Annotated in this window: 24 protein-coding genes and 3 pseudogenes; 18 read left to right on the top strand and 9 right to left on the bottom strand. The window is 38.2% G+C overall.

The window, feature by feature from the left end:
* Entirely contained in the window at positions 1-1542 is a 1542-nt protein-coding gene (locus FBF73_RS06215; RefSeq protein WP_000025378.1) for an ABC-F family ATP-binding cassette domain-containing protein, read from the top strand.
* Between the two features lie 140 nt (positions 1543-1682).
* Here FBF73_RS06215 and FBF73_RS06220 read toward each other — a convergent pair whose 3' ends face one another.
* The 4 genes and pseudogenes from FBF73_RS06220 to FBF73_RS06235 all read right to left on the bottom strand — a co-directional run bounded on the left by FBF73_RS06220 (position 1683) and on the right by FBF73_RS06235 (position 3435).
* On the bottom strand, positions 1683-2507 hold the full coding sequence (locus FBF73_RS06220) for a peptidylprolyl isomerase (RefSeq protein WP_136937279.1): 825 nt from the start codon (positions 2505-2507) through the stop codon (positions 1683-1685).
* Between the two features lie 179 nt (positions 2508-2686).
* Entirely contained in the window at positions 2687-2824 is a 138-nt protein-coding gene (locus FBF73_RS06225) for a hypothetical protein (RefSeq protein ID WP_169435181.1), read from the bottom strand.
* 126 nt (positions 2825-2950) lie between these two features.
* Positions 2951-3148: pseudogene (locus tag FBF73_RS06230) on the bottom strand (hypothetical protein); the annotation flags it as partial.
* 80 nt (positions 3149-3228) lie between these two features.
* Positions 3229-3435, bottom strand: a complete 207-nt coding sequence (locus FBF73_RS06235) for a hypothetical protein (protein WP_084923924.1) — start codon at positions 3433-3435, stop codon at positions 3229-3231.
* Between the two features lie 865 nt (positions 3436-4300).
* Between FBF73_RS06235 and FBF73_RS06245 the strand changes: the two genes are divergently transcribed.
* From FBF73_RS06245 to FBF73_RS06260, 4 genes and pseudogenes are all read left to right on the top strand, one after another.
* A complete protein-coding gene (locus tag FBF73_RS06245; RefSeq protein WP_084923920.1) occupies positions 4301-4645 on the top strand; it encodes a helix-turn-helix domain-containing protein in 345 nt (114 codons plus the stop codon).
* A 6-nt stretch (positions 4646-4651) separates the two neighbouring features.
* Complete coding sequence (locus FBF73_RS06250) at positions 4652-6103, top strand: hypothetical protein (protein ID WP_136937280.1); 1452 nt, start codon at positions 4652-4654, stop codon at positions 6101-6103.
* Positions 6104-7551: 1448 nt separating this feature from the next.
* Positions 7552-7767 (top strand): hypothetical protein, encoded by a 216-nt coding sequence (locus FBF73_RS06255; RefSeq protein WP_000456789.1) that lies wholly within the window; start codon positions 7552-7554, stop codon positions 7765-7767.
* Position 7768: 1 nt separating this feature from the next.
* Positions 7769-8152: pseudogene (locus FBF73_RS06260) on the top strand (transposase); the annotation flags it as partial.
* Between the two features lie 120 nt (positions 8153-8272).
* On the opposite strand, the gene gshAB reads toward FBF73_RS06260, so the two are convergent.
* Positions 8273-10537, bottom strand: a complete 2265-nt coding sequence (gene gshAB, locus FBF73_RS06265; RefSeq protein WP_136937281.1) for a bifunctional glutamate--cysteine ligase GshA/glutathione synthetase GshB — start codon at positions 10535-10537, stop codon at positions 8273-8275.
* 376 nt (positions 10538-10913) lie between these two features.
* Here gshAB and FBF73_RS06270 point away from each other — a divergent pair.
* Positions 10914-11983, top strand: a pseudogene (locus tag FBF73_RS06270) (IS3 family transposase); the annotation flags it as partial.
* Positions 11984-12563: 580 nt separating this feature from the next.
* On the opposite strand, the gene FBF73_RS06285 reads toward FBF73_RS06270, so the two are convergent.
* Positions 12564-12770, bottom strand: a complete 207-nt coding sequence (locus tag FBF73_RS06285) for a hypothetical protein (protein ID WP_136937283.1) — start codon at positions 12768-12770, stop codon at positions 12564-12566.
* A gap of 165 nt (positions 12771-12935) precedes the next feature.
* Here FBF73_RS06285 and rpsP point away from each other — a divergent pair, with 165 nt between their 5' ends.
* The 8 genes from rpsP to FBF73_RS06325 all read left to right on the top strand — a co-directional run bounded on the left by rpsP (position 12936) and on the right by FBF73_RS06325 (position 17745).
* The gene (gene rpsP, locus FBF73_RS06290; RefSeq protein ID WP_000268760.1) at positions 12936-13208 is read left to right on the top strand and encodes a 30S ribosomal protein S16; all 273 of its coding nucleotides are present in this window, start codon (positions 12936-12938) and stop codon (positions 13206-13208) included.
* Positions 13209-13227: 19 nt separating this feature from the next.
* Positions 13228-13467 (top strand): RNA-binding protein KphA, encoded by a 240-nt coding sequence (gene kphA, locus FBF73_RS06295; protein ID WP_000379617.1) that lies wholly within the window; start codon positions 13228-13230, stop codon positions 13465-13467.
* A gap of 44 nt (positions 13468-13511) precedes the next feature.
* The gene (locus tag FBF73_RS06300) at positions 13512-13841 is read left to right on the top strand and encodes a MazG nucleotide pyrophosphohydrolase domain-containing protein (protein WP_124787318.1); all 330 of its coding nucleotides are present in this window, start codon (positions 13512-13514) and stop codon (positions 13839-13841) included.
* A gap of 340 nt (positions 13842-14181) precedes the next feature.
* On the top strand, positions 14182-15084 hold the full coding sequence (locus FBF73_RS06305) for a DMT family transporter (RefSeq protein WP_124787319.1): 903 nt from the start codon (positions 14182-14184) through the stop codon (positions 15082-15084).
* A 149-nt stretch (positions 15085-15233) separates the two neighbouring features.
* Complete coding sequence (locus FBF73_RS06310; protein ID WP_124787320.1) at positions 15234-16091, top strand: alpha/beta fold hydrolase; 858 nt, start codon at positions 15234-15236, stop codon at positions 16089-16091.
* A 76-nt stretch (positions 16092-16167) separates the two neighbouring features.
* On the top strand, positions 16168-16686 hold the full coding sequence (rimM, locus tag FBF73_RS06315; RefSeq protein WP_136937284.1) for a ribosome maturation factor RimM: 519 nt from the start codon (positions 16168-16170) through the stop codon (positions 16684-16686).
* On the top strand, positions 16676-17395 hold the full coding sequence (trmD, locus tag FBF73_RS06320) for a tRNA (guanosine(37)-N1)-methyltransferase TrmD (protein WP_000686915.1): 720 nt from the start codon (positions 16676-16678) through the stop codon (positions 17393-17395). Before rimM ends, trmD begins: the two co-directional genes overlap by 11 nt.
* An 11-nt stretch (positions 17396-17406) precedes the next feature.
* On the top strand, positions 17407-17745 hold the full coding sequence (locus tag FBF73_RS06325; RefSeq protein ID WP_001196040.1) for an ATP cone domain-containing protein: 339 nt from the start codon (positions 17407-17409) through the stop codon (positions 17743-17745).
* A 29-nt stretch (positions 17746-17774) separates the two neighbouring features.
* Here FBF73_RS06325 and FBF73_RS06330 read toward each other — a convergent pair whose 3' ends face one another.
* Positions 17775-18095 (bottom strand): hypothetical protein, encoded by a 321-nt coding sequence (locus tag FBF73_RS06330; protein WP_120770316.1) that lies wholly within the window; start codon positions 18093-18095, stop codon positions 17775-17777.
* Between the two features lie 98 nt (positions 18096-18193).
* Here FBF73_RS06330 and FBF73_RS06335 point away from each other — a divergent pair, with 98 nt between their 5' ends.
* Complete coding sequence (locus FBF73_RS06335; RefSeq protein WP_000807422.1) at positions 18194-18409, top strand: YdbC family protein; 216 nt, start codon at positions 18194-18196, stop codon at positions 18407-18409.
* A gap of 158 nt (positions 18410-18567) precedes the next feature.
* Here FBF73_RS06335 and FBF73_RS06340 read toward each other — a convergent pair whose 3' ends face one another.
* Positions 18568-19104: a biotin transporter BioY gene (locus tag FBF73_RS06340; RefSeq protein ID WP_102210716.1), complete on the bottom strand. Its 537-nt coding sequence runs from the start codon at positions 19102-19104 to the stop codon at positions 18568-18570.
* Positions 19105-19293: 189 nt separating this feature from the next.
* Positions 19294-20640 (bottom strand): glutathione-disulfide reductase, encoded by a 1347-nt coding sequence (gene gor / locus FBF73_RS06345; RefSeq protein ID WP_136937285.1) that lies wholly within the window; start codon positions 20638-20640, stop codon positions 19294-19296.
* 289 nt (positions 20641-20929) lie between these two features.
* Between gor and FBF73_RS06350 the strand changes: the two genes are divergently transcribed.
* From FBF73_RS06350 to FBF73_RS06360, 3 genes are read left to right on the top strand one after another with little or no spacing between them, the layout of a single operon-like run.
* Positions 20930-22138: an efflux RND transporter periplasmic adaptor subunit gene (locus tag FBF73_RS06350; protein ID WP_169435186.1), complete on the top strand. Its 1209-nt coding sequence runs from the start codon at positions 20930-20932 to the stop codon at positions 22136-22138.
* Positions 22122-22823, top strand: coding sequence for an ABC transporter ATP-binding protein (locus FBF73_RS06355; protein WP_000811471.1), 702 nt, complete (start codon positions 22122-22124; stop codon positions 22821-22823). The genes FBF73_RS06350 and FBF73_RS06355 overlap by 17 nt, the downstream gene beginning before the upstream one ends.
* Position 22824: 1 nt before the next feature.
* Complete coding sequence (locus tag FBF73_RS06360; protein ID WP_124787324.1) at positions 22825-24084, top strand: ABC transporter permease; 1260 nt, start codon at positions 22825-22827, stop codon at positions 24082-24084.
* Positions 24085-24247 lie beyond the last annotated feature (163 nt).

Genomic DNA, 24247 nt, shown 5'->3' on the forward strand with positions numbered 1-24247 from the left:
ATGAGTATTTTAGAAGTTAAAAATCTGAGTCACGGTTTTGGTGACCGTGCAATTTTTGAAGATGTGTCCTTCCGTCTTCTCAAAGGAGAACATATCGGTCTGGTCGGTGCTAATGGTGAAGGGAAATCAACCTTTATGAGTATCGTGACTGGTAAGATGTTGCCAGATGAAGGGAAGGTTGAGTGGTCCAAATATGTGACTGCTGGTTACTTGGATCAGCACTCCGTCCTTGCTGAAGGACAGTCGGTGCGTGATGTTCTCCGTACGGCTTTTGATGAGCTTTTCAAAGCAGAAGCCCGTATCAATGACCTCTATATGGAAATGGCTGAAGACGGAGCGGATGTTGATGCTCTCATGGAAGAAGTTGGCGAACTCCAAGACCGTCTGGAGAGTCGTGATTTCTATACCTTGGATGCTAAGATTGACGAAGTAGCGCGTGCCCTTGGTGTTATGGACTTTGGCATGGATACAGATGTAACCTCTTTGTCAGGTGGGCAAAGAACCAAGGTACTTTTGGCTAAACTCCTCCTTGAAAAGCCTGATATCTTGCTGTTGGACGAGCCGACCAACTACTTGGATGCTGAGCATATTGATTGGCTCAAGCGCTATCTCCAAAACTATGAGAATGCCTTTGTCCTTATTTCGCATGATATTCCTTTCCTCAATGATGTTATCAATATCGTATATCATGTGGAAAATCAACAGCTGACGCGTTACTCTGGTGACTACTACCAGTTCCAAGAAGTCTATGCCATGAAGAAATCTCAGCTAGAGGCTGCCTACGAACGTCAGCAGAAAGAGATTGCGGACCTCAAGGACTTCGTAGCTCGAAACAAAGCGCGTGTTGCAACACGAAACATGGCCATGTCTCGCCAAAAGAAATTGGATAAGATGGATATTATCGAGTTGCAAAGTGAGAAACCAAAGCCATCCTTTGATTTCAAACCGGCTCGTACGCCAGGGCGCTTTATCTTCCAAGCCAAGGATTTGCAAATTGGTTATGATCGTCCTCTGACTAAGCCACTAAATCTTACTTTTGAACGTAATCAAAAGGTTGCTATTATCGGGGCAAATGGTATCGGGAAGACAACTCTCTTGAAGTCTCTTTTGGGAATTATCCCGCCAATTGCTGGAGAGGTTGAACGTGGAGACTACCTAGAACTTGGTTATTTTGAGCAAGAAGTAGAAGGTGGCAATCGTCAAACACCACTAGAAGCTGTCTGGAATGCCTTTCCAGCTCTCAACCAAGCAGAAGTTCGTGCAGCCCTTGCCCGTTGTGGTTTGACAACCAAGCATATTGAAAGCCAAATTCAGGTCTTGTCAGGTGGGGAACAAGCCAAGGTTCGTTTCTGTCTCTTGATGAATCGTGAAAACAATGTTTTAGTGCTGGACGAGCCGACCAACCACTTGGATGTGGATGCCAAGGATGAACTCAAACGCGCTCTCAAAGAATACAAGGGATCTATTCTTATGGTCTGCCACGAACCAGACTTCTATGAAGGCTGGATGGACCAAATATGGGATTTTAATAATTTAACTTAAGAATGAGAGTAAAAGAAATACAGTACCGAATGTGGGTACTGTATTTTTTAGGTTTTTAAGATTTAATACTCTTCGAAAATCAAATTCAAACCGCGTCAACGTCGCCTTGCCGTACTCAAGTACAGCCTGCGGCTAGTTTCCTAGTTGGCTCTTTGATTTTCATTGAGTTTAAAATCGTAGTCTTTCACCACTTCGATGCTATCGATAGTAATAGCAGTAGTTGGTTTGTCTTTTTCATCTTTTTCGGCTTTAGCAATTTTATCTACAACATCCATACCGTCAATCACTTGACCAAAGACTGGGTGTTTGCCATCTAGACTAGGGTTTCCACCTTCTTTGTAGGCTTCTATGATTTTCTTTGGGTACTTGCTTGTAGGGAGTTTAGCAGAGGTATCTGTAGAGTTTTGGTTGATGAAGAACTGGCTACCATTGGTATTTGGTTGACCAGTATTAGCCATAGAAAGAGCACCACGGATGTTATAGAGATAAGGAGTAATCTCGTTTTTGAAACCAGTTCCCTTGTCTTTAGTCTCATCCTTGTCATGCCAGATGGACTGACCACCTGTACCGTCCCCTTTTGGATCTCCAGTTTGAACCATGAAGCCATCGATGACACGGTGGAAGGTAATGCCGTTATAGTAGCCTTCTTTGGCATGAGTGAGGAAGTTCTCAACTGCTAGAGGAGCCAGTTTAGGGAAGAGTTTAATGCGGATATCGCCTTGACTTGTGTGGAGAATTACTTCAGCATCATCTTCAGCAACTTCCTTAGAAAGTTGAGGGAAATTGGCATTCTCATTTGTTAAAGCATCGTTTAAGTCCTTGGCAGATTGGGCAGCTGCTTTAGAACTTTCTTCGGCAGCAAGACTGGAATCCACATAATCGTTACCACGCAGACTACGTTGGATGCTGCTACATCCGGCTAGGGCTACAGTGGACAGTAAAAGAAGGGTTGCTAGTTTTTTCATTCTGATCCTCTCAAAAATTCATTTCTACCATTGTACCCTAAAAGGAAGTGGATTTCAAATATTAGTGGCAGGGTAGTTTTACAGTCAAGCAACCAAAAAGTCGCTTGATTAGAGATTTTTCTTTGGGTGACGGTCGATAATGTCCTGGTATTGTTCCAGTATCTGCTCTCCCTTTGGAGTCAATTTGTAGCCACGAATTGAAAATTGACTTGTAATTCTTCTTCTGAAAAGTTGTCATGAAGAGTTTGATCCAGATCTGCAGCCTTCATCTTAGATAGTCCTCTAATTCCCTTACTTTTCAGAATATTCTTTTTCATTGTAGCATTCAGATGGTCAAGTGAATCAAAAGCAGTTTCAATGACAGTATAACCTTAATCTACCAGAGTTTTTAGGTGTTTTGGGGCATCAATGCCATAAGTATACTCAAAGTATTTAGGAAACCAGGTTTCGGTGGTAAAAGTGCCAAACTGTATTCTCCATAGTAAAATGATATCTCCTGCTAGTAAATCATCTGTTAATAGTTCCATGTTTCTTTTGGGAACAGGCTTGGGATTTAGGAGCCAAGCATCCAGATCACGTTCAGGAGAGATGAAGGGTTTGAGTTGATGGTCTTTATGAATTTTTTCTAAAATAGTATTCACTGATAGCCTCTTTCAAACTTTTATTTCCTATTTTAACAAATTTCTAAATGGTTTAAAATTTTATTTTTTCCTTTATTTTGTTATTTTTTGAGTACTAGCTTCTCAGCAAAAACATTGAGAGCAGGTGCGACAGACTTTCTATTCAGCGAAATATCCGATAAGAAAATAGGGTTAACTACTTCAACAAGAGCATCTTCTGCAAAGACATAACGTGGAGCGTCTCCTAATTTTTCGTAGTAAGCTGGACCGATAAATTCTGGTTTCATTTTTAAAGTTTCTGGTATCATATGTTGTTTCCTTTCTGAGTTGTAAAATAAAAAGAGTTAAGCAGGTAGTTTCACTTTTGAGTAGTAGTGAGTAGAGAGTTTACGTTTAAACATTCTAGTATAGAATTTCACTTCAGCATGAGAAAATCCTGTGATGAGTGATTTCTTTGCTAAAGAATCTAAATCATTCAAAGCTTGAGTGTATAGCTGTGTGGTTAGCTTATCAGATGAACTGAATATTCTATAAGTAAAAGTGTAATTATCGTAAAGTCGTTTACATTGTAGTGCGAAAAAAGTTAGTCATAGTTTTCTCCTTTATTATAAAAGTGAAAAAGCTACTAAGTAAAAAGAAGACTTAGTAGCTTGAGAGTGAGTCTATCTGATAAGGATAGACAGCAGTAAAGAAAAGTTATTTGGTTGAAGGATCCCTCCTTCACGGTGGCAACGTTTAGCAAGGTGCTTTGCATGAATTACCATCGCTTTCCCAGCCAACCTCAATAGGTAGTCATTATCATACCCATTGGGTTCTCTTACGCCCTTTGGCGAAGCCAGTTCACTTTACTATTCGGAAAAGTGCGAAAGTCCGAAACGCGTGGAAGCCCACAAAAATGTTTTATATCTTCACTTCAACCATAAGAGACTTGACTTTTCTTTCCAAAACAATTACAATAAAGGTACGAAGTTTATGTGTTGTTCTGATGATTAGTCATCTGGTTGTCAGACGCACTTTTTATTTAATTGTCAATGATCGGGATTCAGCCTTGAAGATAAGGCTATTATTTTTAATTGATATACAACTATTAGTTGTTGATTATATTTTACAACCTTTGGTTGTAAAAGCCGACAATTTTTTGCAAAAATTTAAAATAATTTTTTGAGGTCACATATGGAATTCGCAGAACGCTTGAAAACACTAAGGAAACAAGTAAAACTAACACAAACTCAAATAGCTGAAAAACTAAATATTTCCCAACAGGCATATGCTTCATGGGAACGTGGAGTAAAAAAACCAACACAAGATAATTTAGTTAAGATTGCTCAAGTTTTGAATGTTTCAGTTGACTATTTAGTTGGAAACTCAGAAGAAAGAATAGATGAATTAGACAATATTGAGTTACTTTTCCGTATGAACTCGAAAGGATTGACTGCTCAGGAAAAGGTGATTTTTAAGAAAGAGATGATTGAGTTTATGGAAGAAAGAAAGAGAATGTTTAACGAAAAGGAGAAATAATACAAGATGGGAGTTCGAGATAGTATTTCCCCATATATTGAAAACAATGGGGATATGATAAACTTTTTTGCTGAATACTATAATAATGGAGTATCTGTCGATAAAATTGTGAATGATATAAATAATAATAAATTCAAAGAATTACGGGTGTTTGATTTAAGTAGATTTCGTATATTTTTAGATTCTTGTTTAATGGTATTTAATAAAGAGAAACTAGAGAAAGAGTACTTTAAAAAAAATTTTGAATACGCTAAATTTGAGGAGAATATATTTAGATTTAATATTCAAAAATACTTCCAAACAATCAAACAAGATGATTTGATCCAGAAATTTTGTAGACAAACTGGAAAAGATGATTTTTCTAAAAATCCACTTGCGGTATTCAATCCGGAAGCAGAACGCAGATATGATGAAGTGGCTCGATTAAGAATTTCTTTTGCTCACATGCAATATGGTAATTTCTCTGTAGTAGAAGATTTTGGAATTATTCCATATTATTGCTTATATAACAAAGATAAAGGAAAAATAAAAAATTATGGAATTGCTTTTGAACCAGTTATTCATGAGTTTATCAGTAGATATTATTCAAATCAAGCAACTTATGGTATACCGTATAAACATACTTTTTTCTCTAATTTAGATGAAAATAGAAAATTGACAGATAGTTTATATTTTTATGAAATAACTTATAAATTTGAATCAGATGATAAATATAAACCTGGTGACGGCACACATCCAATGATTGATTATAGTCGCCATCAATCTTCACCGGATAAAATTTTCGATTTTATTTATAACAATCCTAACTTTGTGGTAAATATTCGACCGGTTAATAATTATGAGAAGATGAAAGAATATAAATTAAACGGAGTCGATTTTACAGAAAAAGAATTTCATTGGTTCATGAAGCTGCTGTATGATTTTGAAACAGAATTTTCGAACTTTATTTTGAATTTAATTCAACTTGTTGATATTCTTATCGATTTAATTGTAAAAAATAATATAGAAAAATTAGACAGTGAGTTTAAAGAACAAATTAAAAAAAGAGTGTTAGAGTTACGAGAAGATGAAGATGATAAGGTTGCTTTTCAGACCTTATTTACAGTTCTAACATTATATAACATAATGCTTAGAGTTGAAGATGATGATTTAGAAAATTTTAGTGGTATTTTTATAGATGAAAGCCAGTTCGAATACAATTATCAAGATCTTGTTGATTGGTGTAACAATTACTATAAAAAAAATTATGTCAGGGAAAACGATAAAACAGATTTACCTAGAAAATTTATATTAGAAAAAATACGTAATGCTTTAGCACACGGTAACGTTTGTCTAATTTTAAGTGATGAGTTAAAAATTCAATTGATAGACAGTTATAATAGTCGTAAAGTTGAAATAAAAATTAGTATTGACAAATTTAAAAACTTGATAGCAAATTTGAATTGGGAATGTCATTGATTTAATAATCAGTAGAAAAAGAAATTATATAATTACTAAAAAATTCTCAAATGAAAGAAATATCTTTACTAATTTTTAAAAAAGTAGTATAATATATTTACCTGAATAGAGTAATTAGTATTGTAGGTTCGAATCCTACCCCCATCATTTGCTCTAATTACTAACTGCTTTGGCATAATTACTTCTGTTCTATTTGAAAAATTTATTGAACATATTTTTTGGGAAAATAAAACAAACAGTAGGAGAGTGATTTTTATGTTAATTTTTTCAGGATTTCTTATAATTACATCTAGCGTTAACGGTGGGGTAGCCAAATAGGAAAAGGCGGAGTATAAGTTAGATGTATATTATGCGAGAGTGAAGGTCGTTTTAAAAGCGACCTTTTACTTATAAGCAAACATTTTTAATGTGTTTATGATAAAAGCCACCAATCTAGGTGGCTTTTAGTTTATCTTAAGTTGTTTCAATAATCTTTATATATCAACTATTAATTGATTACATTTTACTACAAAAATTCCTCTCAGTTAAATCTGTGATACTTATTTGTTGATAGCTCGACCTTTCTATTTTTCTTAATGATTATTAAAGTGTTTGTTTGTCTATGTTCTACTTTTTGTTTATTGCTTTTTTATAAAAAGATTGAAAATAACTTATAAAACGGAGTGTTACAGATTCAGATATTTTTTTTGTGATTTGTTTAGGTATTAGTTGGATTTCATTTTAATAATTTTAGTATCACTAATCCATTTCTTTATAAGAGCGCTGTAATAAGCTTTTGGTGCATTCTCCTCCATAAAGTATTCATGTAATAATTCCGTATCAATGTAATTTCTACTATTAAATGATACTATGCCCAAGCAATCATCCGGATAGTCTAAGTAAAAATTAATCGGACTTTTATTACTTTTCAATTGTTCATAAGGAAGCTTGATAACTCATCCTTAATCTTATCAACTTCTCTATTGGTTTCTAGACTAGATTTTAAATTTATACTGTCTAAAGGTACATCGAATTTTCTAAAGTCAAAAGCTTCAGTAAATTCTACTATACAAGCTACGAGCAATCCCTATTTAAAATCGCACATTCGTTCCTCCTATGAAAATAACACAACAAGTGTTTATAAATTAAAAAATGCTAGGGACTATAATGAGTAACCAATTTCTCTCAGAAAAATACTTATTTTTCGGAAAGTTGATTTATAGTCTCTTTTAAATATAAAATTAAAAAGATGTGCAGGTTGTAATTAACTTGTGCATTTTTTTGTTTAAGGTGAATTCAAAGTATCCTAATATACCATATAGCTGAGAAATAAATCAAAATAGGGAAAAGAAGATATTGACAGAATTCCAGGGTTTGGTATAACAGTCAACTAGATAGTTACAATGATCAACAGGAGATATTCCTGAAGGTGTAATGTAAGATATTAGTGAAAAGATCGGAGAACATACATGGAATATAGTAAACTAGGCTGGGAAGAAGTTAGTAAGTTTGAGGAAATAAAAGGTTATGGACAACATATTTGGCGACATCATGAGAAATATTTTTTTGTTACAGATGAATGGGGAATAGTTGAACAGAGGGTAGTCTATGAATTACTATATAGAACTATTTCAATCACCCTACCAAGTTTTTCTGAGTTACTTGAAAAGTCTAACTTAATTTGACAATTTAGGCAATAAAGAAATTCTAGACAAGCTTTTGAGCTATTCAGAAGACTTGAAACACCACTATCATCTCTATCAGCTCTTACTTTTTCACTTTCAGAATAAGGAACCAGAAAAATTTTTCGGACTCATTGAGGACAATCTAAAGCAGATTCATCCTCTTTTTCAGACTGTCTTTAAAACCTTTCTAAAGGACAAAGAGAAAATCGTCAACGCCCTTCAACTACCCTATTCCAACGCCAAATTGGAAGCAACCAATAATCTCATCAAACTTATCAAGCGCAATGCCTTTGGTTTTCGGAACTTTGAAAACTTCAAGAAGCGAATTTTCATCGCTCTGAATATCAAAAAAGAAAGGACGAAATGTGTCCTTTCTCGAGCTTAGCTTTTCTTCAACCCACTACAGTTGACAAAGAGCCGTAGATTTTAGGTATTTACCTTGTCTACTTAAGAGGTATCATATCATCGAGATAAAGGTGATTTGTTTGTTCCTAAGAATTAGGTTTTAGGTTTGACTTGTGGTAACTTCTGGAAAAAGCTTGTCTAGGATTTTTGGAGTGATAGCTTGTCCAGGACCTTCAGCACAGTAGGTGTGAATATACATAGAGGGATTGAAGTTGAGCTCGATACAAGTGCAATGAGGTTTTTCCTTGCTAGCAGGCTGAGTTCTATCTGGAATGATGATGTCAACCCCGCAAGCCCAGGCCCCCATGCTAGTTGCCATAGCTGCTGCCAATTCTTGGTAAGAGGAATCTATTGTCTCAGTGACATCAATAGAGTCACCACCCGTAGAGATGTTGGAGTTACGGCGGAGATTGACCTTTTTCCCTTCTGGGAGAATATCATCAGGTGCATAACCTTGCTGAGTCAACATCAATTGTTCGATGTCTCCTAGCTTAATGATTTCCAGAGGTGAGCGGTGGTCACGGCCTCGCAATGGATTGGCATTTTTCTGAGCGACTAATTCACGAATGGTGTGTTTGCCATCACCGACAACATTAGCAGCGACACGAAGGAGGACAGCCTCACAACGCCCGTCCAGAATGAAGAAACGGTATTCGGTTCCTGGGATAAATTCTTCAACAAGAACAGCTGTATCTTCTGCAAAGGCAATCTCGAGAGCTTTCTTATAGTTATCAAGGCTGGCAGGCTCTTGGAAAATGGAAATGCCCAGACCGAAGTTGGTTGATTTTGGTTTAACCACAATTTGTTTGCCCTTGATAAGAGGATAGTAGGCTAGACCTTGTTCTAGACTGGTAAATTCGTCGCCGGCAGGGACAGGGAAGCCAGCATCAGCCAGGATTTTTTTGGTCACGGTTTTATTAGCCATGGCAAGAGGAACTACATAGTTGTCTTTTGAGGTCATGTTACCATTTTTGACGTACTCAACATGATCTTTATGCCAGAGTTTAAGGAATTGATCCTGCTCATCTAGGATTTCAAAATGAAGCCCTTTTTGAATGGCATCAAAGAGCAGCATCTGGGTAGAAAGTTCCATCTCCTCATAACCCTTAAGGGCATAGTGGGCAGTCCAGTCGTAATCATGATAGGCAAGCGCCTTGTCAAGGGCAAAGTCAGAAAGGGACTTGTCTTTGATATGAGGAAGAAGTTGAGCAGCTAGTGTCTGACTGGAATCTGAAAAGGCATCTTTAACTTGTTTGACCAGACCTCGATGATAGTCACCAAGCCCAAAATGTTGCACCAGTTGGTCTAGAGCTGTCGTAATGTTCTGAGTTTCAGCTTCAGAAGGTAGAGGTTCTAAAGGATGAGAGAGGGCAATTTTTTCATTCAGCGCGTGACCTTGAGCCAGAGCCTGATCAACATTTTCAGGGGTATCCAGCCAGAGGAAGGCTAGAAGGAGTAGGTGTACGGTATCCATGGTAGTTTGGCTAATACCGATACGCTCAAAGGGGTTGAGGTCGAAGTTACGGAATTCTAGGTAGGTGATTCCCTTGTCAAGGAAGGAGCGATTAACCTTTTGTCCACGGAAACGAACAGCCGAGTAAAATTCCTTTTCCGCAATCAAATCACCTTGTTCGATATAGTTTTCGATGGCAGAGACATAGTCTTCTAGGCTTGCAAAAGATACTTGTATTTCTTCCTTATTGACATAACCATGGTCGCTGTTTCGGAAGGAACGCACGAGTTCTGGCACTTCTTGGTCGAAGAAGCCTTGCTCAGCAACAGGTGCAGCACCAAAGAGATAGGTAATCACCCAACGATAGCGCAAATAGTTCTGAGCCAGCTTGAGATAGAGGGCGTTTTTGAAAGCAATTATATCAATCTGGTCACTTTCTTGGAATAGGGCTTCAACCAAATCTTTCCCTAGTTCCATATTATAGTGGATACCTGAGATAGCTTGTAGTTTAGTTCCGTATTTTTCGGCTAGGTAGTTACGATAATGGCGTTCAAATTCATTTTCCAGTTGGGCAACTTGGATTTCTTGGGCGTTGATACGAGGAGGCATGGACAAGGGCCAGAGAAGTTCATCTTTACTGATGGAACGTCCAGCTACATCGGTAATGGCTCCAAGAAATCGACGAGCCTCAGTGGTAGATTTAGCAACTGGTGTGATGAGTTCCATCTGAAACTCACAAAAATCTGTTTGAATATAAGGGTGGAAACTTCGAGCTCCTAGGCAGGAAGGGTGAGGCGTATGTGCTAATTTTCCCTGTCTATCGACACGAAGACTTTCGCGTTCAATTCCAAAGTTAGCTTGAAGGATAGGGCTAGTAGGCTCCAGCTTTTGAAGCAGTTGATTTATAGTCATAGAGTCACCTTTTCATCTAATGTTAGTAATAGTATATTATAACAGGGAAAAGAAAACAACTTTCCGCTACGGTTAAGGGGAATTTTCGAATGTTTTAGATAAGAATTCTTAAAACCAGTTGCTTTTTAGCTCTATTATATGCAAAAATTGTAAAATACCCACCGATTTTTATGTAAAATGTTATTTCTCTTGCAATTTAAATCAAATTAGCCTATACTAATGACGTATATATGAGAACGAAAGAATCCCTAGGGTCGGCACTGCACCCATAAAATGAGACACAAGAAAACACTCCTGTTGTGGTAAACTAGAAACAGGGGTGTTTTGTTATGGTCAAAAAGCATATTCAGTAGAAACTAAGCTAGCCTGTATCGAAATGAAGAAGGCAGGCAAATCAAATAAAGTTATCATGGATACCCTCAGCATCAAAAATGCTAGTCAGGCCAAGACCTGGTAGCGATGGTATCAGAATGATGAATTGTACCGTTTCCACCAACCCGTGGGGAAACAATATACTTATGGTAATGGGATGAAACAGTTATCTGAAGTGGAACAGTTACGATTGCAGGTAGAATTACTAAAAAAGTATCAGAGCTTGATAAGAGAATCGACAAAGTAAGTCTTATCAAGCTAGTAGAAGAGTATAAGAAAACGTTCCCTGTATCTATTATTTTAGAATGTTTCGGCGTCAAACGCTCCACCTTTTATCGCTGGAAACAGGAGTGTAAGAATTCTCAGAAAAGAGGCGAAATAGCAGATAAAATCGAACAACTCTGTATAGAAAATCACTTTATTTACGGCTATCGAACCATCACTCGCTTACTAAAGAAAGTTTATAACCTCGTCGTTAATCGCAAGAAGGTCTATCGTATCATGAAGGAAAAGGGCTACCTTTGCCGTGCCCGTCCCAAGAAGGAACCTAAATTAGGGAAGCCTTACCATGTAACAGACAATAAGCTGGATCGTGATTTTCAAGCAGACAAGCCTATGGAGAAGCTTGTCACAGATATTACTTATTTATACTTAGGTAAATGTAAGCTATACTTGTCCTCCATCATGGATCTTTATAATCGTGAGATTGTGGCTTATACCATCTCAGATTGTCAGGATACGGACTTTGTGTTGGACACGCTCCATCAATTGGAATTACCTCAAGGAGCGATCTTACACAGTGATCAGGGATCGGTTTACACCTCAAAAGCTTACTATCAGGCTTGTGTAGAAAAAGGCATCACCCGCTCCATGTCCCGTAAGGGAACACCAGCAGATAATGCCTGTATCGAATGGTTTCATTCCGTCCTAAAGTCTGAAACCTTCTATCTCCATAAGTGAAGAAACATAACTGGAGATAGTATAACAGATATTGTCAAAAATTACATCATATTTTATAATGAAACTAGAATTCAACAAAAATTGAATGACCAGTCCCCTGTAGAGTACAGAGAATTGGTCGTAGAAGGGGTCCAGCAACCGAAGGGCGCTAGCCTTCAAATTTTCCTCCCAAAATGTGTCCAAAATATTGATAGAATTCCAGTTTTTGATAAGTCCGTTTAAAAAGACGAATCATCTTCTATTATATATTATTTTCTAAGTCAAAAATGATATAATAAAATGCAGAAACGGTTATATGAGGACTTTGTCAAGATTTTTTGGAAAATCCAGATGTTGTTTTTTTTCTCTACCTATTTTTCTAAAACTGGGGAAAATCTGATATAATAAGCTTTGTAGGTGTATTATATTAATACTTACAGAACCGAACTATTCCCCTATTTAAGAAATATTGATTCAAATTTTATGAAATCAATCAGTAAATATCGTTCATAAAAACCTTGATATTACGCTATTTTTAGTCCAACTGAAACTCATACTTTCCAAACCAGGTCTTAAGAAAGTTCGTAAAGCTAGCCAGTTCTCTAAAGGTTAAGAACTAGCTACAAAACAGTATTTACAATACTTCATGGTTCAAACCATTGGGTGTTTTTTTATGATTTTAAGCGAATTTTGAATCATATTTGAATGGGAGTTTTTAAAACCAGGTTTCGGTGGTAAAAGTACCAAACTGGATTCTCCATAGTAAAATGATATCTCCTGCTAGTAAATCATCTGTTAATAATTCCATGTTTCGTTTGGGAACGGGCTTAGGATTTAGGAGCCAAGTATCCAAATCTCGTTCAGGCGATATGAAGGGCTTGACTTGGTGGTCTTTATAAAATGTTTCTATAATAGTATTCACGGATTTTCTCTTTCAAACTTTTATTTCCTATTCTAAATAGTTTAAAAATTTTATAGTCTGTCAAGTTTTTTTCTTGACACCTGTCAGAAATCTGATATAATAGAACATGTGCTAAATAGCTCAGCTATTTCACCGAAATAAAAAATAAGAAAAGAGACTTTAAAAATGGCAGTTAAAATCCGTTTGACTCGTATGGGTTCTAAGAAAAAACCTTTCTACCGTATCAACGTAGCAGATTCACGTTCACCACGTGACGGACGTTTCATCGAAACAGTTGGAACTTACAACCCACTTGTTGCTGAAAACCAAGTAACTTTGAAAGAAGACCGCGTTCTTGCATGGTTGGCTGATGGAGCTCAACCTTCAGATACAGTTCGCAACATCCTTTCAAAAGAAGGTGTATTGAAGAAATTCCACGATTCTAAATTCTCAAAATAAGTTTAAAGTAGGTTGACAGATGGATACGATTGAAAATCTCATTATTGCGATTGTGAAACCCTTGATTTCACAACCAGATGCCTTAACTATCAAGATTGAAGATACACCAGAATTTTTGGAATATCATTTGGATCTTGATCAAAGTGATGTGGGTCGTGTAATCGGTCGTAAGGGTCGCACTATTTCTGCGATAAGAACGATTGTCTACTCTGTCCCAACTGAAGACAAAAAAGTAAGAATCGTTATTGACGAAAAATAAGAAGGGCGGGACGAATGTCTCGCTTTTTTTGCAAGGAGCAGGATATGAAGGATTTAACGTTTAGACAATTACAAGACTACTTACTGGAACATTACCAGCAGTCTCGGACTGAGGAAGGTCTTTTTATCAAGCTAGTGGAGGAAGTCGGAGAAGTAGCTGAGGTTTTGAATGGTCGCTCTGGTCGAAAAGATGGGGTTCAAGATTCTAACGAGGAACTAGCAAAAGAACTGGCTGATATCATTCACTACACTGTCGCAATTGCGGCCATCAACGACATAGATCTAACCAAGACCATTTTTGAAAAAGACAAAAAGGCGGCTATCAAATATCAGCATGAACGAGATTTGGAAGGATTTTTGAAGGGGGACCTCTAAGACGATAAGAAATCAATTTTTTACTAATAAAGAGGGTATTAGTAAATATAAGAAAGATAAAGCAAGGAAAGTGGCGTATTATACTATCAAAGTGAGGAATCTCCAAGAGGCAGGTAAGCTAGAACTTGTGAGACAAGAACGAGAAAAGCAGGTCAGCATAGCTGCCTCCTTTATAGGCAACGAGAAAGCATTTATCAACTTGAAAGAGTGATAGTAGGCATAAAATACTAATCCTAGAAATAGCATCTAGGATTCTACTATGCTACAATGGAAAGACAGTCTCAACGAATTATAGTCAATCAATCTTGAGAATAGCTATTTTTAAAAGGAGTAACAATCTATGAACGAGAAAACAAAAGCTTACCTAGCAGCCTTATCCTTTTCAGCAATCATTGGATTTTCTTTTTTATTTACTAAGATTGCTTTAGGCTATGCCAGTCCTCTTACAAACTTAGCGCATCGCTATACAATCGCAGCTTTAGTAATGGTCGTTCTTCATCAAACCAAACTTATCAAAGTGAGTTTAAGTAGAATAGATATTCTTTCTATTCTTCCTATGAGTCTTTTCTATCCGCTTTTCTTTTTTATTTTTCAATCCTTTGCTTTACAGTATATATCGTCTTCTGAAGCTGGAATTTTACAGGCTCTTGTTCCGATTTTTACGCTCCTTTTAGCATCGACCTTTCTCAAGGAAAAGACAAGCTTGCTTCAAAAGTTCTTTTTATTTTTATCCGTAGCAGGAGTAGTTTTCATCTTCCTTAGTAAAGGAGCTAATTTTGGTACTGAGACTGCTAGCTTTGGCTTTCTCTTGATGTTGGGATCTGTTCTCGCCAATGCAATAAACAATATCCTCAGCAAGTCCAAAGGAGGACGCTATCGGGCTATGGATATGACAGCTATTGTGATATTTGTTGGCTTCGTCACCTTTAATACGCTGAGTCTGACCTCGCACTATCTAGATGGCAATATATTAGCTTACGTTGCACCGCTCGGACAGCTTCCTTATCTACTTTCTATGCTCTATTTGGGAATTCTAGCCTCTATAGTGACTGGTAGTCTCTCTATCTATGCTATTGTTCGACTTGGAGCATCAACCGTCAGTGTCTTTGGTAATCTTGGAACAGTTTTGACCATTCTAGCCGGAGCCCTTATCCTCCACGAACCAATTTATAGCTACCATGTCATCGGAGCAACTTTGATTATTGCTGGAATTTTAGGCATGAATCTGATGAGAAGAAAGTAAAGATTGCTTAGCAGTCTTTTTCTTAATCTAAATGATACAGAAAATTCAAAATTTTTAATGGAATTAAGTTTAGAAAATGATGATTTTAATATAGCATGATAAAATAGATAAAAAGAATAATACTAGGATAAAGAAGAGAGAGTTTAGAAATGAAGCAAAATGATATAGCTGAAGCTATTGCTTTTTATAACAGAAAACCTGAGACTTTGGTACGTCACGTTATACCAGTCGTAGATTGTGATTTGGTTGTTTATCATCGTCATGGAAATACAAATAAAGGCCACATTATTTTTTATCATGGAGCTTGTGGCCGTAGTCAGATGTGGGCCCACCAGTATGATGCCTTTGAAGGATTTGACCTCTACTTTGTCAATGTTAGAGGACAGGGGGAATCACCTATGAAAGTTGGCCTACCTGACCTGGAAGGCGCTGTTCAAGATGTAGATGCTATTTTATCCTATTTCCAGCTAGATAAGGTGGTATTGGTTGGTCATTCTTGGGGAGGAAATCCACTTCAAGAGTACACCTATCGCCATCCAGAAAGAGTCCTAGCCTTGGTCATGGTAGATAGTTGGGGACAACATCGTTACCTATCAGATAAAGAGAGAAATCGCATAAAATATAGTTCTCTTATGTATAAAACGATTCCTTGGAAGATGATTGCTGATAAAAACTCAAAAATGTGTAGTGATAACCCTATCACAAGAGAATTGGTCAAGACGGCCATCAAAGAAACTGGGCGAGATGTTTTCTTGAACCTTGGAATCACAGGTTTTTTGGCTGTCCATGAGATAGAGGGTTATCATGGAAATCCTCCTATGCTATTAGTAAGAGGCGAAAATGATTTTCCCAAACACCTAAAAATGATTTACGATGGTATCATTGCCTTAAATCCCAATGCGCGTCAAGTAACGATTTCAGATAGTAAACACCAACCGATGAATGATCATCCTGAAGAGTTTAATCAGATAATTGGTGAATTCTTTGAAGAAGTAGTAGCTCTGTAAGATGAGATTTATCCAACTTGAGAAAATCCTTGGAACGTGATAAAATAAAGGATAGAAATAGACTACAGGAGACAAGATGAACTACTTTAATGTTGGGAAAATCGTCAATACGCAAGGATTGCAGGGTGAGATGCGAGTCTTGTCTGTGACGGATTTTGCAGAAGAACGGTTTAAAAAAGGAGCTGAGTTGGCTTTATTTGATGAAAAAGATCAGTTTGTTCAAACAGTGACCATTGCTAGCCATCGTAAACAGAAGAACTTTGATATTATCAAATTCAAAGATATGTACCATATCAACGCTATCGAAAAGTATAAGGGATACAGTCTCAAGGTCGCTGAGGAAGATTTGAATGTCCTAGATGATGGTGAATTTTATTATCACGAGATTATCGGTTTGGAAGTCTATGAGAGTGATAACTTGATTGGAACCATCAAAGAAATCCTGCAACCAGGTGCCAACGATGTCTGGGTGGTCAAGCGAAAAGGCAAGCGTGACTTGTTATTGCCCTATATCCCACCAGTGGTTCTCAATGTTGATATTCCAAATAAACGGGTCGATGTGGAAATCTTAGAAGGGTTAGACGATGAAGATTGATATTTTAACCCTCTTTCCAGAGATGTTTTCTCCACTGGAGCACTCAATTGTTGGAAAGGCTCGAGAAAAAGGGCTCTTGGATATCCAGTATCATAACTTCCGAGAAAATGCTGAAAAGGCCCGCCATGTTGACGATGAGCCCTACGGAGGCGGTCAGGGGATGTTGCTACGAGCACAGCCTATTTTCGATGCCTTTGATGCTATTGAAAAGAAAAATCCGCGCGTCATTCTCCTAGACCCAGCTGGCAAGCAGTTTGATCAGGCTTATGCAGAGGATTTGGCTCAAGAGGAAGAACTTATCTTTATCTGCGGTCACTATGAGGGCTATGATGAGCGGATCAAGACCTTGGTGACAGATGAGATTTCCTTAGGAGATTATGTCTTAACTGGAGGAGAATTGGCAGCTATGACCATGATTGATGCTACGGTACGCCTGATTCCAGAAGTGATTGGCAAGGAGTCTAGTCACCAAGATGATAGTTTTTCTTCTGGCCTTCTCGAATATCCTCAGTACACGCGTCCCTATGATTATCGAGGCATGGTTGTCCCAGATGTTCTGATGAGCGGGCACCATGAAAAGATTCGTCAGTGGCGCCTGTATGAGAGTTTAAAGAAAACCTATGAACGCAGACCGGATTTGCTTGAACATTATCAACTGACAGCAGAAGAAGAAAAAATGCTGGCAGAAATTAAAGAAAACAAAGAATAAAGGAGAAACCTATGCAAGTAATCAAACGTGATGGAGAAATTGCTGAATTTAATCCAGACAAGATTTACCAAGCTATCTTAAAGGCAGCCCAGACTGTCTATGTATTGACAGATGATTTGCGTCAAAACCTTGCACAAGTCACTAAGAAAGTGGTTTTGGATTTGGAAGAAGCCAAGGTGGAACGTGCTACCATCAGCATGATTCAGTCTATGGTTGAACATCGTTTACTGGGTGCAGGTTACATTACCATTGCAGAACACTACATTTCCTATCGTCTACAACGTGACTTGGAAAGAAGTGGTTATGGAGACCATATCGCTGTTCATTTACATTTTGAACAAATTCGCTAAGAAAAAGAGTGGGATGAAGCAACTACATCTCACTCTTTCTTAAATCTATTTTTTTGGGCTGTTTGGACGGTTGAAGGGACAAATCGTAGGCGTTGAATATCGCTTATGCGGATAATACGGGTTACATTTTTGGCAAAATTTTTCACGATAATTTGCTGGCGTTGCTGATCGTATTTGATGATGTCACCTGTAAAGCTTGTCTCAGACAAGATAAGGTGAACAGCGGTTTGTTTCTGGATAGCCTCTTCAATAGTGGCTGTAAGGGAGTTGGTTTCAGTCTGGTCAGGTTGGTCATGTCCATTTAAAAAGTCATGTATTTTATCTAGAACTTGCTGGAATTTATGTTTCATATTGGCCTCCCTTCTTTTATATCAATATTATATAAAATTTTCCTAAAATCTACAAGATTTTACGAATAAACTAATGAAAGCTAAAAAAGGAGAAGAAAATGGCAGAATTTACATTTGAAATCGAAGAGCACTTGTTGACTCTTTCTGAAAACGAAAAAGGTTGGACTAAGGAAATTAACCGTGTGAGCTTTAATGGTGCCCCTGCAAAGTTTGATATTCGTGCTTGGAGCCCAGATCATACTAAAATGGGTAAAGGAATTACTCTCTCAAATGAAGAATTTCAAACCATGGTGGATGCCTTTAAAGGCAACTAATACTTAATGAAAATCAAAGAGCAAACTAGGAAGCTAGCCGTAGGCAGTACTTGAGTACGGCAAGGCGAAGCTGACGTGGTTTGAAGAGATTTTCGAAGAGTATAAGTTTTCAAAATGAAAGAAAAGGATACTGAGTCATGACAACTCGATATCCTTTTTTAGTTAGCAAAGTAAGCCTGATTTTTAAGGCGTTGAAGTAATGGACGGCTAATAAAACTAATAGCAATAATTTTACCAAGATCTGGGATGATAAAGGGAAATACCCCCACAGCAAGAGCTTTTTCAAATGGCATTCCAGCTAGGAAATGCAATCCAATGATTCCACCAACAAAGACAAGTGTATCTCCCAAGAGATTTGCTAGAAAAATTCTGACAAAACCACTATCACTGTTAGTTAGAGAAGAGGTAAGTCCAGAATAAACAAGATAAAACCAAAGATAGCCTGCAGTAGGACCAATCAAAGCATGAAATCCAGCTCCACCTCCTGCAAAGACAGGAAGACCGATGGCACCTAGAAGAAGATAGAGTCCAACAGAAAGTACAGCCTCTCTCGGTCTAAAGACAGTAGCAATCAAGCCGATTGCAAAGTTCTGCAGAGTGAAGGGAACGGGTCCAATTGGAAGACTGATTTGTGCTAAAACAGCAATGAGAGCAGCCCCAATAGCAGGGATAGCATAAACGTGAGCTTTTTTCAAAATAGTTAACCTCTTTTCTTATGTATAGTAACTATTATACTTAATTTAATATTATTGTCAACCTATTTTTATAATAAAGGTAACAAAAACTGTAACAGCCGATTTTCCTGACGGGGTAAGCTGTTTTCATCTATTCGTAAATCATCAAAAAAGAAGCAGACACATTTGTATCAGCTTCTTTTGTTTCGATTAACGCATAGTTACAAATTCTTCAGATGCAGTTGGGTGAATCGCTACGGTTGCATCAAAGTCAGCCTTGGTTGCTCCCATCTTAATAGCAACGGCAAAACCTTGAATCATTTCATCAACACCGTATCCAATTCCATGAAGTCCGACAACTTTTTCTTCTGAACCAGCTGTGATTAATTTGAAACGTGTTTCTTGGCGGTTGCAAGTGCAAGCAGAGTACATAGAAGTAAAGCTTGATTTGTAAACCTTGATTTGGTCTTGACCGTATTCTTTAATAGCTTGCTCTTCTGTTAACCCAACAGTTCCGATAGCAGGGTGTGAAAAGACAACGGTCGGAATAGTTGAGTAATCCATTTTTGCAGTTGTTTTGCCGTTAAAGAGACGTTCAGATAGGGTACGTCCAGCCTTGATTGCAACTGGAGTCAGTTCTTTCTCACCCGTTACATCACCTAGAGCATAGATTCCCTCGACAACAGTATTTTGGTATTCATCTACTTGGATAAAGCCACGTTCGTTCAGAGTCACTCCAGCTTTTTCAAGTTGCAAGCCCTTAACGTTTGGACGGCGACCTGTAGCCCAGATAACTTGGCTAGCTGTGTGACTAGTACCATCCTCGAAATGAATGGTAATGCCTTCAGCAGTTTTTTCTAACTTGACAGGGACTTTATGAGTATGAAGTGGCAAGTTTGTTCTTTCCATTTCCTTAACCAAACCTTCAACGATGTAAGAATCAAAACCACGTAAAGGGCGATCACGGCGAACAAAGAGGTCTGTCTTGACACCAAAAGTGTGGAGAACGCCAGCTAATTCAACAGCAATATAGCCAGCGCCTAGAATAGCAACTGACTCAGGAAGTTCTTCCCAAGCAAATACATCATCAGAAGAGCCACCTAGTTCAGCACCAGGAATATTAGGAATACTTGGATGGGCACCAGTCGCAATCACGATATGTTTAGCACGAATGAGTTCACCATTTACGCTGACAGTATGAGAATCTACAAATTCAGCATGCCCTTCAATCAAGTCTACACCGTTGCGTTTAAAACTGCCATCATAAGAAGAACGAGCGCGATCGATGTAGGCTTCACGATTGCGACGTAGGGTTGCAAAGTCAAAGTTTAGATCAGTAGTCTTAAAGCCATAGTCTTCTCCAAATTGATGGAAAGTCTCAGCGATTTGTGCCCCGTACCACATGATTTTTTTAGGAACACAGCCGACATTGACACAGGTTCCACCTAATTTCTTTTCCTCAATAACGGCTGCTTTGGCTCCATGTTCACCAGCACGGTTCATGGTAGCAATTCCTCCGCTACCTCCACCAATAGCAATGATATCATATTCTCTCATTGAAAACTCCTTTGTACTCTTTTAAATAGTAGAGTGTCATTTTTTGATAGTCATATTCTATCTTTTTTTTGATGTGATTGCAAAAATCTGCTACGTTCAAAAAAATTAAGAAAAAGGCTTGCGAAAAAGAAAAATAAAGTGTATTATATAACTAGTACAATAGTTGTAAAATGAATTCCGAACAATAATCTAGTCCTGAAATGTCATTATTTCGTTCTAAACTGTTATTGTTTATATTTGGGAATTTTTGTATAATATTGTTAAGGACTTTAAATCAAAAAGGAGTTTCATTATGAAAAAGAATGGTAAAGCTAAAAAGTGGCAATTGTATGCAGCAGTTGGTGCTGCCAGTGTAGTTGTATTGGGTGCTGGGGGCATTTTGCTCTTTAGACAACCATCTCAGACTGCTGTAAAAGATGAGGCTACTCATCTGGTTGTTGCCAAGGAAGGAAGCGTGGCATCCTCTGTTTTATTGTCAGGGACAGTAACGGCAAAAAATGAACAATATGTTTATTTTGATGCTAGCAAAGGAGATTTAGATGAAATCCTTGTTTCTGTGGGTGATAAGGTTAGTGAAGGGCAGGCTTTAGTTAAGTACAGTAGTTCAGAAGCCCAGGCGGCCTATGATTCAGCGAGTCGAGCAGTTGCGAAGGCAGACCGTCATATCAACGAGCTCAATCAAGCACGAAATGAAGCTGTTTCAGCTCCGACTCCACAGTTGCCAACGCCAGCAGGAGGAGAAGGTGCAGCAGCGCAAACTCCAGCTCCAGTAGCAGGAAATTCAGTTTCATCTATTGATGCACAACTAGGTGATGCTCGTGATGCCCGTGCAGATGCAGCAGCACAATTAAGCAAGGCTCAAAGTCAGTTGGATGCAACGACTGTTCTCAGTACCCTAGAGGGAACCGTAGTCGAAGTCAATCGCAATGTTTCTAAATCTCCAACAGGAGCTAGCCAGGTGATGGTTCATATTGTAAGCAATGAAAACTTGCAAGTTAAGGGTGAACTATCTGAATATAACCTTGCCAACCTATCTGTAGGTCAAGAAGTAACCTTCACTTCTAAAGTTTATCGAGATAAGAGCTGGACTGGTAAGATTAGCTATATCTCCGACTACCCTAAAAACAATGGCGAAGCAGCAAGTGCAGCTCCTGCCACAGCAGCTGGTAATTCTGGTTCTAAATATCCATATACCATTGATGTTACAAGTGAAATTGGTGATTTGAAACAAGGATTCTCAGTAAGTGTTGAGGTCAAGAATAAGAGTAAAGCCATTTTGGTTCCTCTAACAAGTGTTGTGACTGAAAATAATAAGAACTATGTCTGGGTTCTTGACGAGCAGAAAAAGGCCAAGAAAGTGGAAGTTAGTTTGGGTAATGCTGATGCAGACAACCAAGAAATCACTTCAGGTCTGACAAATGGAGTCAAGGTCATCAGTAACCCAACGTCTTCTCTAGAGGAAGGAAAAGAGGTGAAGGCTGATGAAGCAACTAATTAGTCTAAAAAATATCTGCAGAAGTTACCGTAATGGTGACCAAGAACTGCAGGTACTCAAAAATATCAATCTAGAAGTGAATGAGGGTGAGTTTGTTGCCATTATGGGACCATCTGGTTCTGGTAAGTCTACTCTCATGAATACGATTGGGATGTTGGATACACCAACCAGTGGAGAATATTATCTTGAAGGCCAAGAAGTGGCTGGCCTTGGTGAAAAACAACTAGCCAAGGTTCGCAATCAACAAATCGGATTTGTTTTTCAGCAGTTCTTTCTTCTATCCAAACTTAATGCTCTGCAAAATGTAGAATTACCCTTGATTTATGCAGGAGTTTCGGCTTCAAAACGGCGCAAGTTAGCTGAGGAATATCTTGATAAGGTTGAATTGACAGAACGTAGTCACCATTTGCCTTCTGAATTATCTGGTGGTCAAAAGCAACGTGTAGCCATCGCGCGTGCCTTAGTAAACAATCCTTCTATTATCCTAGCGGACGAACCGACAGGAGCCTTGGATACCAAAACAGGTAACCAAATCATGCAATTATTGGTTGAACTGAATAAAGAAGGAAAAACCATTATCATGGTAACGCATGAGCCTGAAATCGCTGCTTATGCCAAACGCCAGATTGTTATTCGAGATGGAGTTATTTCATCTGATAGTGCTCAGCTAGAAAAGGAGGAAAACTAAGATGCAGAATCTGAAATTTGCCTTTTCATCTATCATGGCCCACAAGATGCGCTCTTTTCTCACTATGATTGGGATTATCATTGGTGTTTCATCAGTTGTTGTGATTATGGCTCTGGGGGATTCCATGTCTCGTCAGGTTAATAAAAATATGACCAAGTCACAGAAGAATATCCATGTCTTTTTCTCACCCATTAAAAGTAAAGACGGTTCTTTTACCCAAAAACAATCAGCTTTGACAGTTTCTGGGAAAGAAGAGGAAGTTCCTGTGGAACCACCAAAACCGCAAGAATCCTGGGTCAGGGAGGCGGCCAAACTGAAGGGGGTAGATAGTTACTATGTAACCAACTCAACAAATACCACCTTGTCTTATAAGGATAAAAAAGTTGAGCGTGCTAGCTTGACAGGTGGAAATATTACTTACATGAAGGCAGTTGAAAATGAAATTGTTGCAGGACGAAGTCTTATAGCTCAGGATTATAAAGATGTGGCCAGTGTCATTTTACTAGACAAAGAACTTGCTAATAGTCTGTTTGGGTCAGCTCAAGAAGCGGTTAACCAGATTATAGATGTTGGTGGCTTTAGTTATCGTGTCATTGGTGTCTATACTAGCGATGAGGCCAAGGCTGCCAAGACTTTTGGTATTGGTGGACTTCCGATTACAACTAATATTTCTCTTGCCAATAACTTCAATATGGATGAAATTTCTAATATTGTCTTCCGTGTCAATGATACCAGTTTGACACCAACAGTGGGACCAGAATTAGCTAGAAAATTGACCGAGATTGCTGGTCTTCAGCAAGGGGAGTATCAGGTGGCAGATGCGACGGAAGCCTTCCAAGAAGTACAACAGCTTTTTGGATTTATGACGACGATTATTAGTGCCATTGCAGGAATTTCTCTCTTTGTTGGCGGGACTGGTGTTATGAACATCATGCTGGTTTCGGTGACAGAGCGTACTCGTGAGATTGGTCTCCGTAAGGCCTTGGGTGCAACACGTGCTAATATTTTAATCCAGTTTTTGATTGAATCCATGATTTTGACCTTGCTTGGGGGAGTTATTGGTCTAACCATTGCGACAGGCTTAACCGCTATAGCTGGCCTACTTTTACAAGGTTTGATTGCGGGTATAGAAGTAGGAGTATCAATCCCAGTTGCCCTATTTAGTCTTGCAGTTTCGGCTAGTGTTGGTATGATTTTTGGAGTCTTGCCAGCTAACAAGGCATCGAAACTTGATCCAATTGAAGCCCTTCGTTATGAATAAGATCAACAAGATGGACACTTGTCTATCTTGTTTTTGTAGGCTCTTTGTCAACTGTAGTGGGTTGAAGAAAAGCTAAGCTCGAGAAAGGACAGATTTAGTCCTTTCTTTTTTGATATTCAGAGCAATAAAAATCCGTTTTTTGAAGTTTTCGAAGTTCCGAAAA

The organism is Streptococcus mitis (assembly GCF_005144795.1).
GTDB lineage: Bacteria > Bacillota > Bacilli > Lactobacillales > Streptococcaceae > Streptococcus > Streptococcus mitis_BB.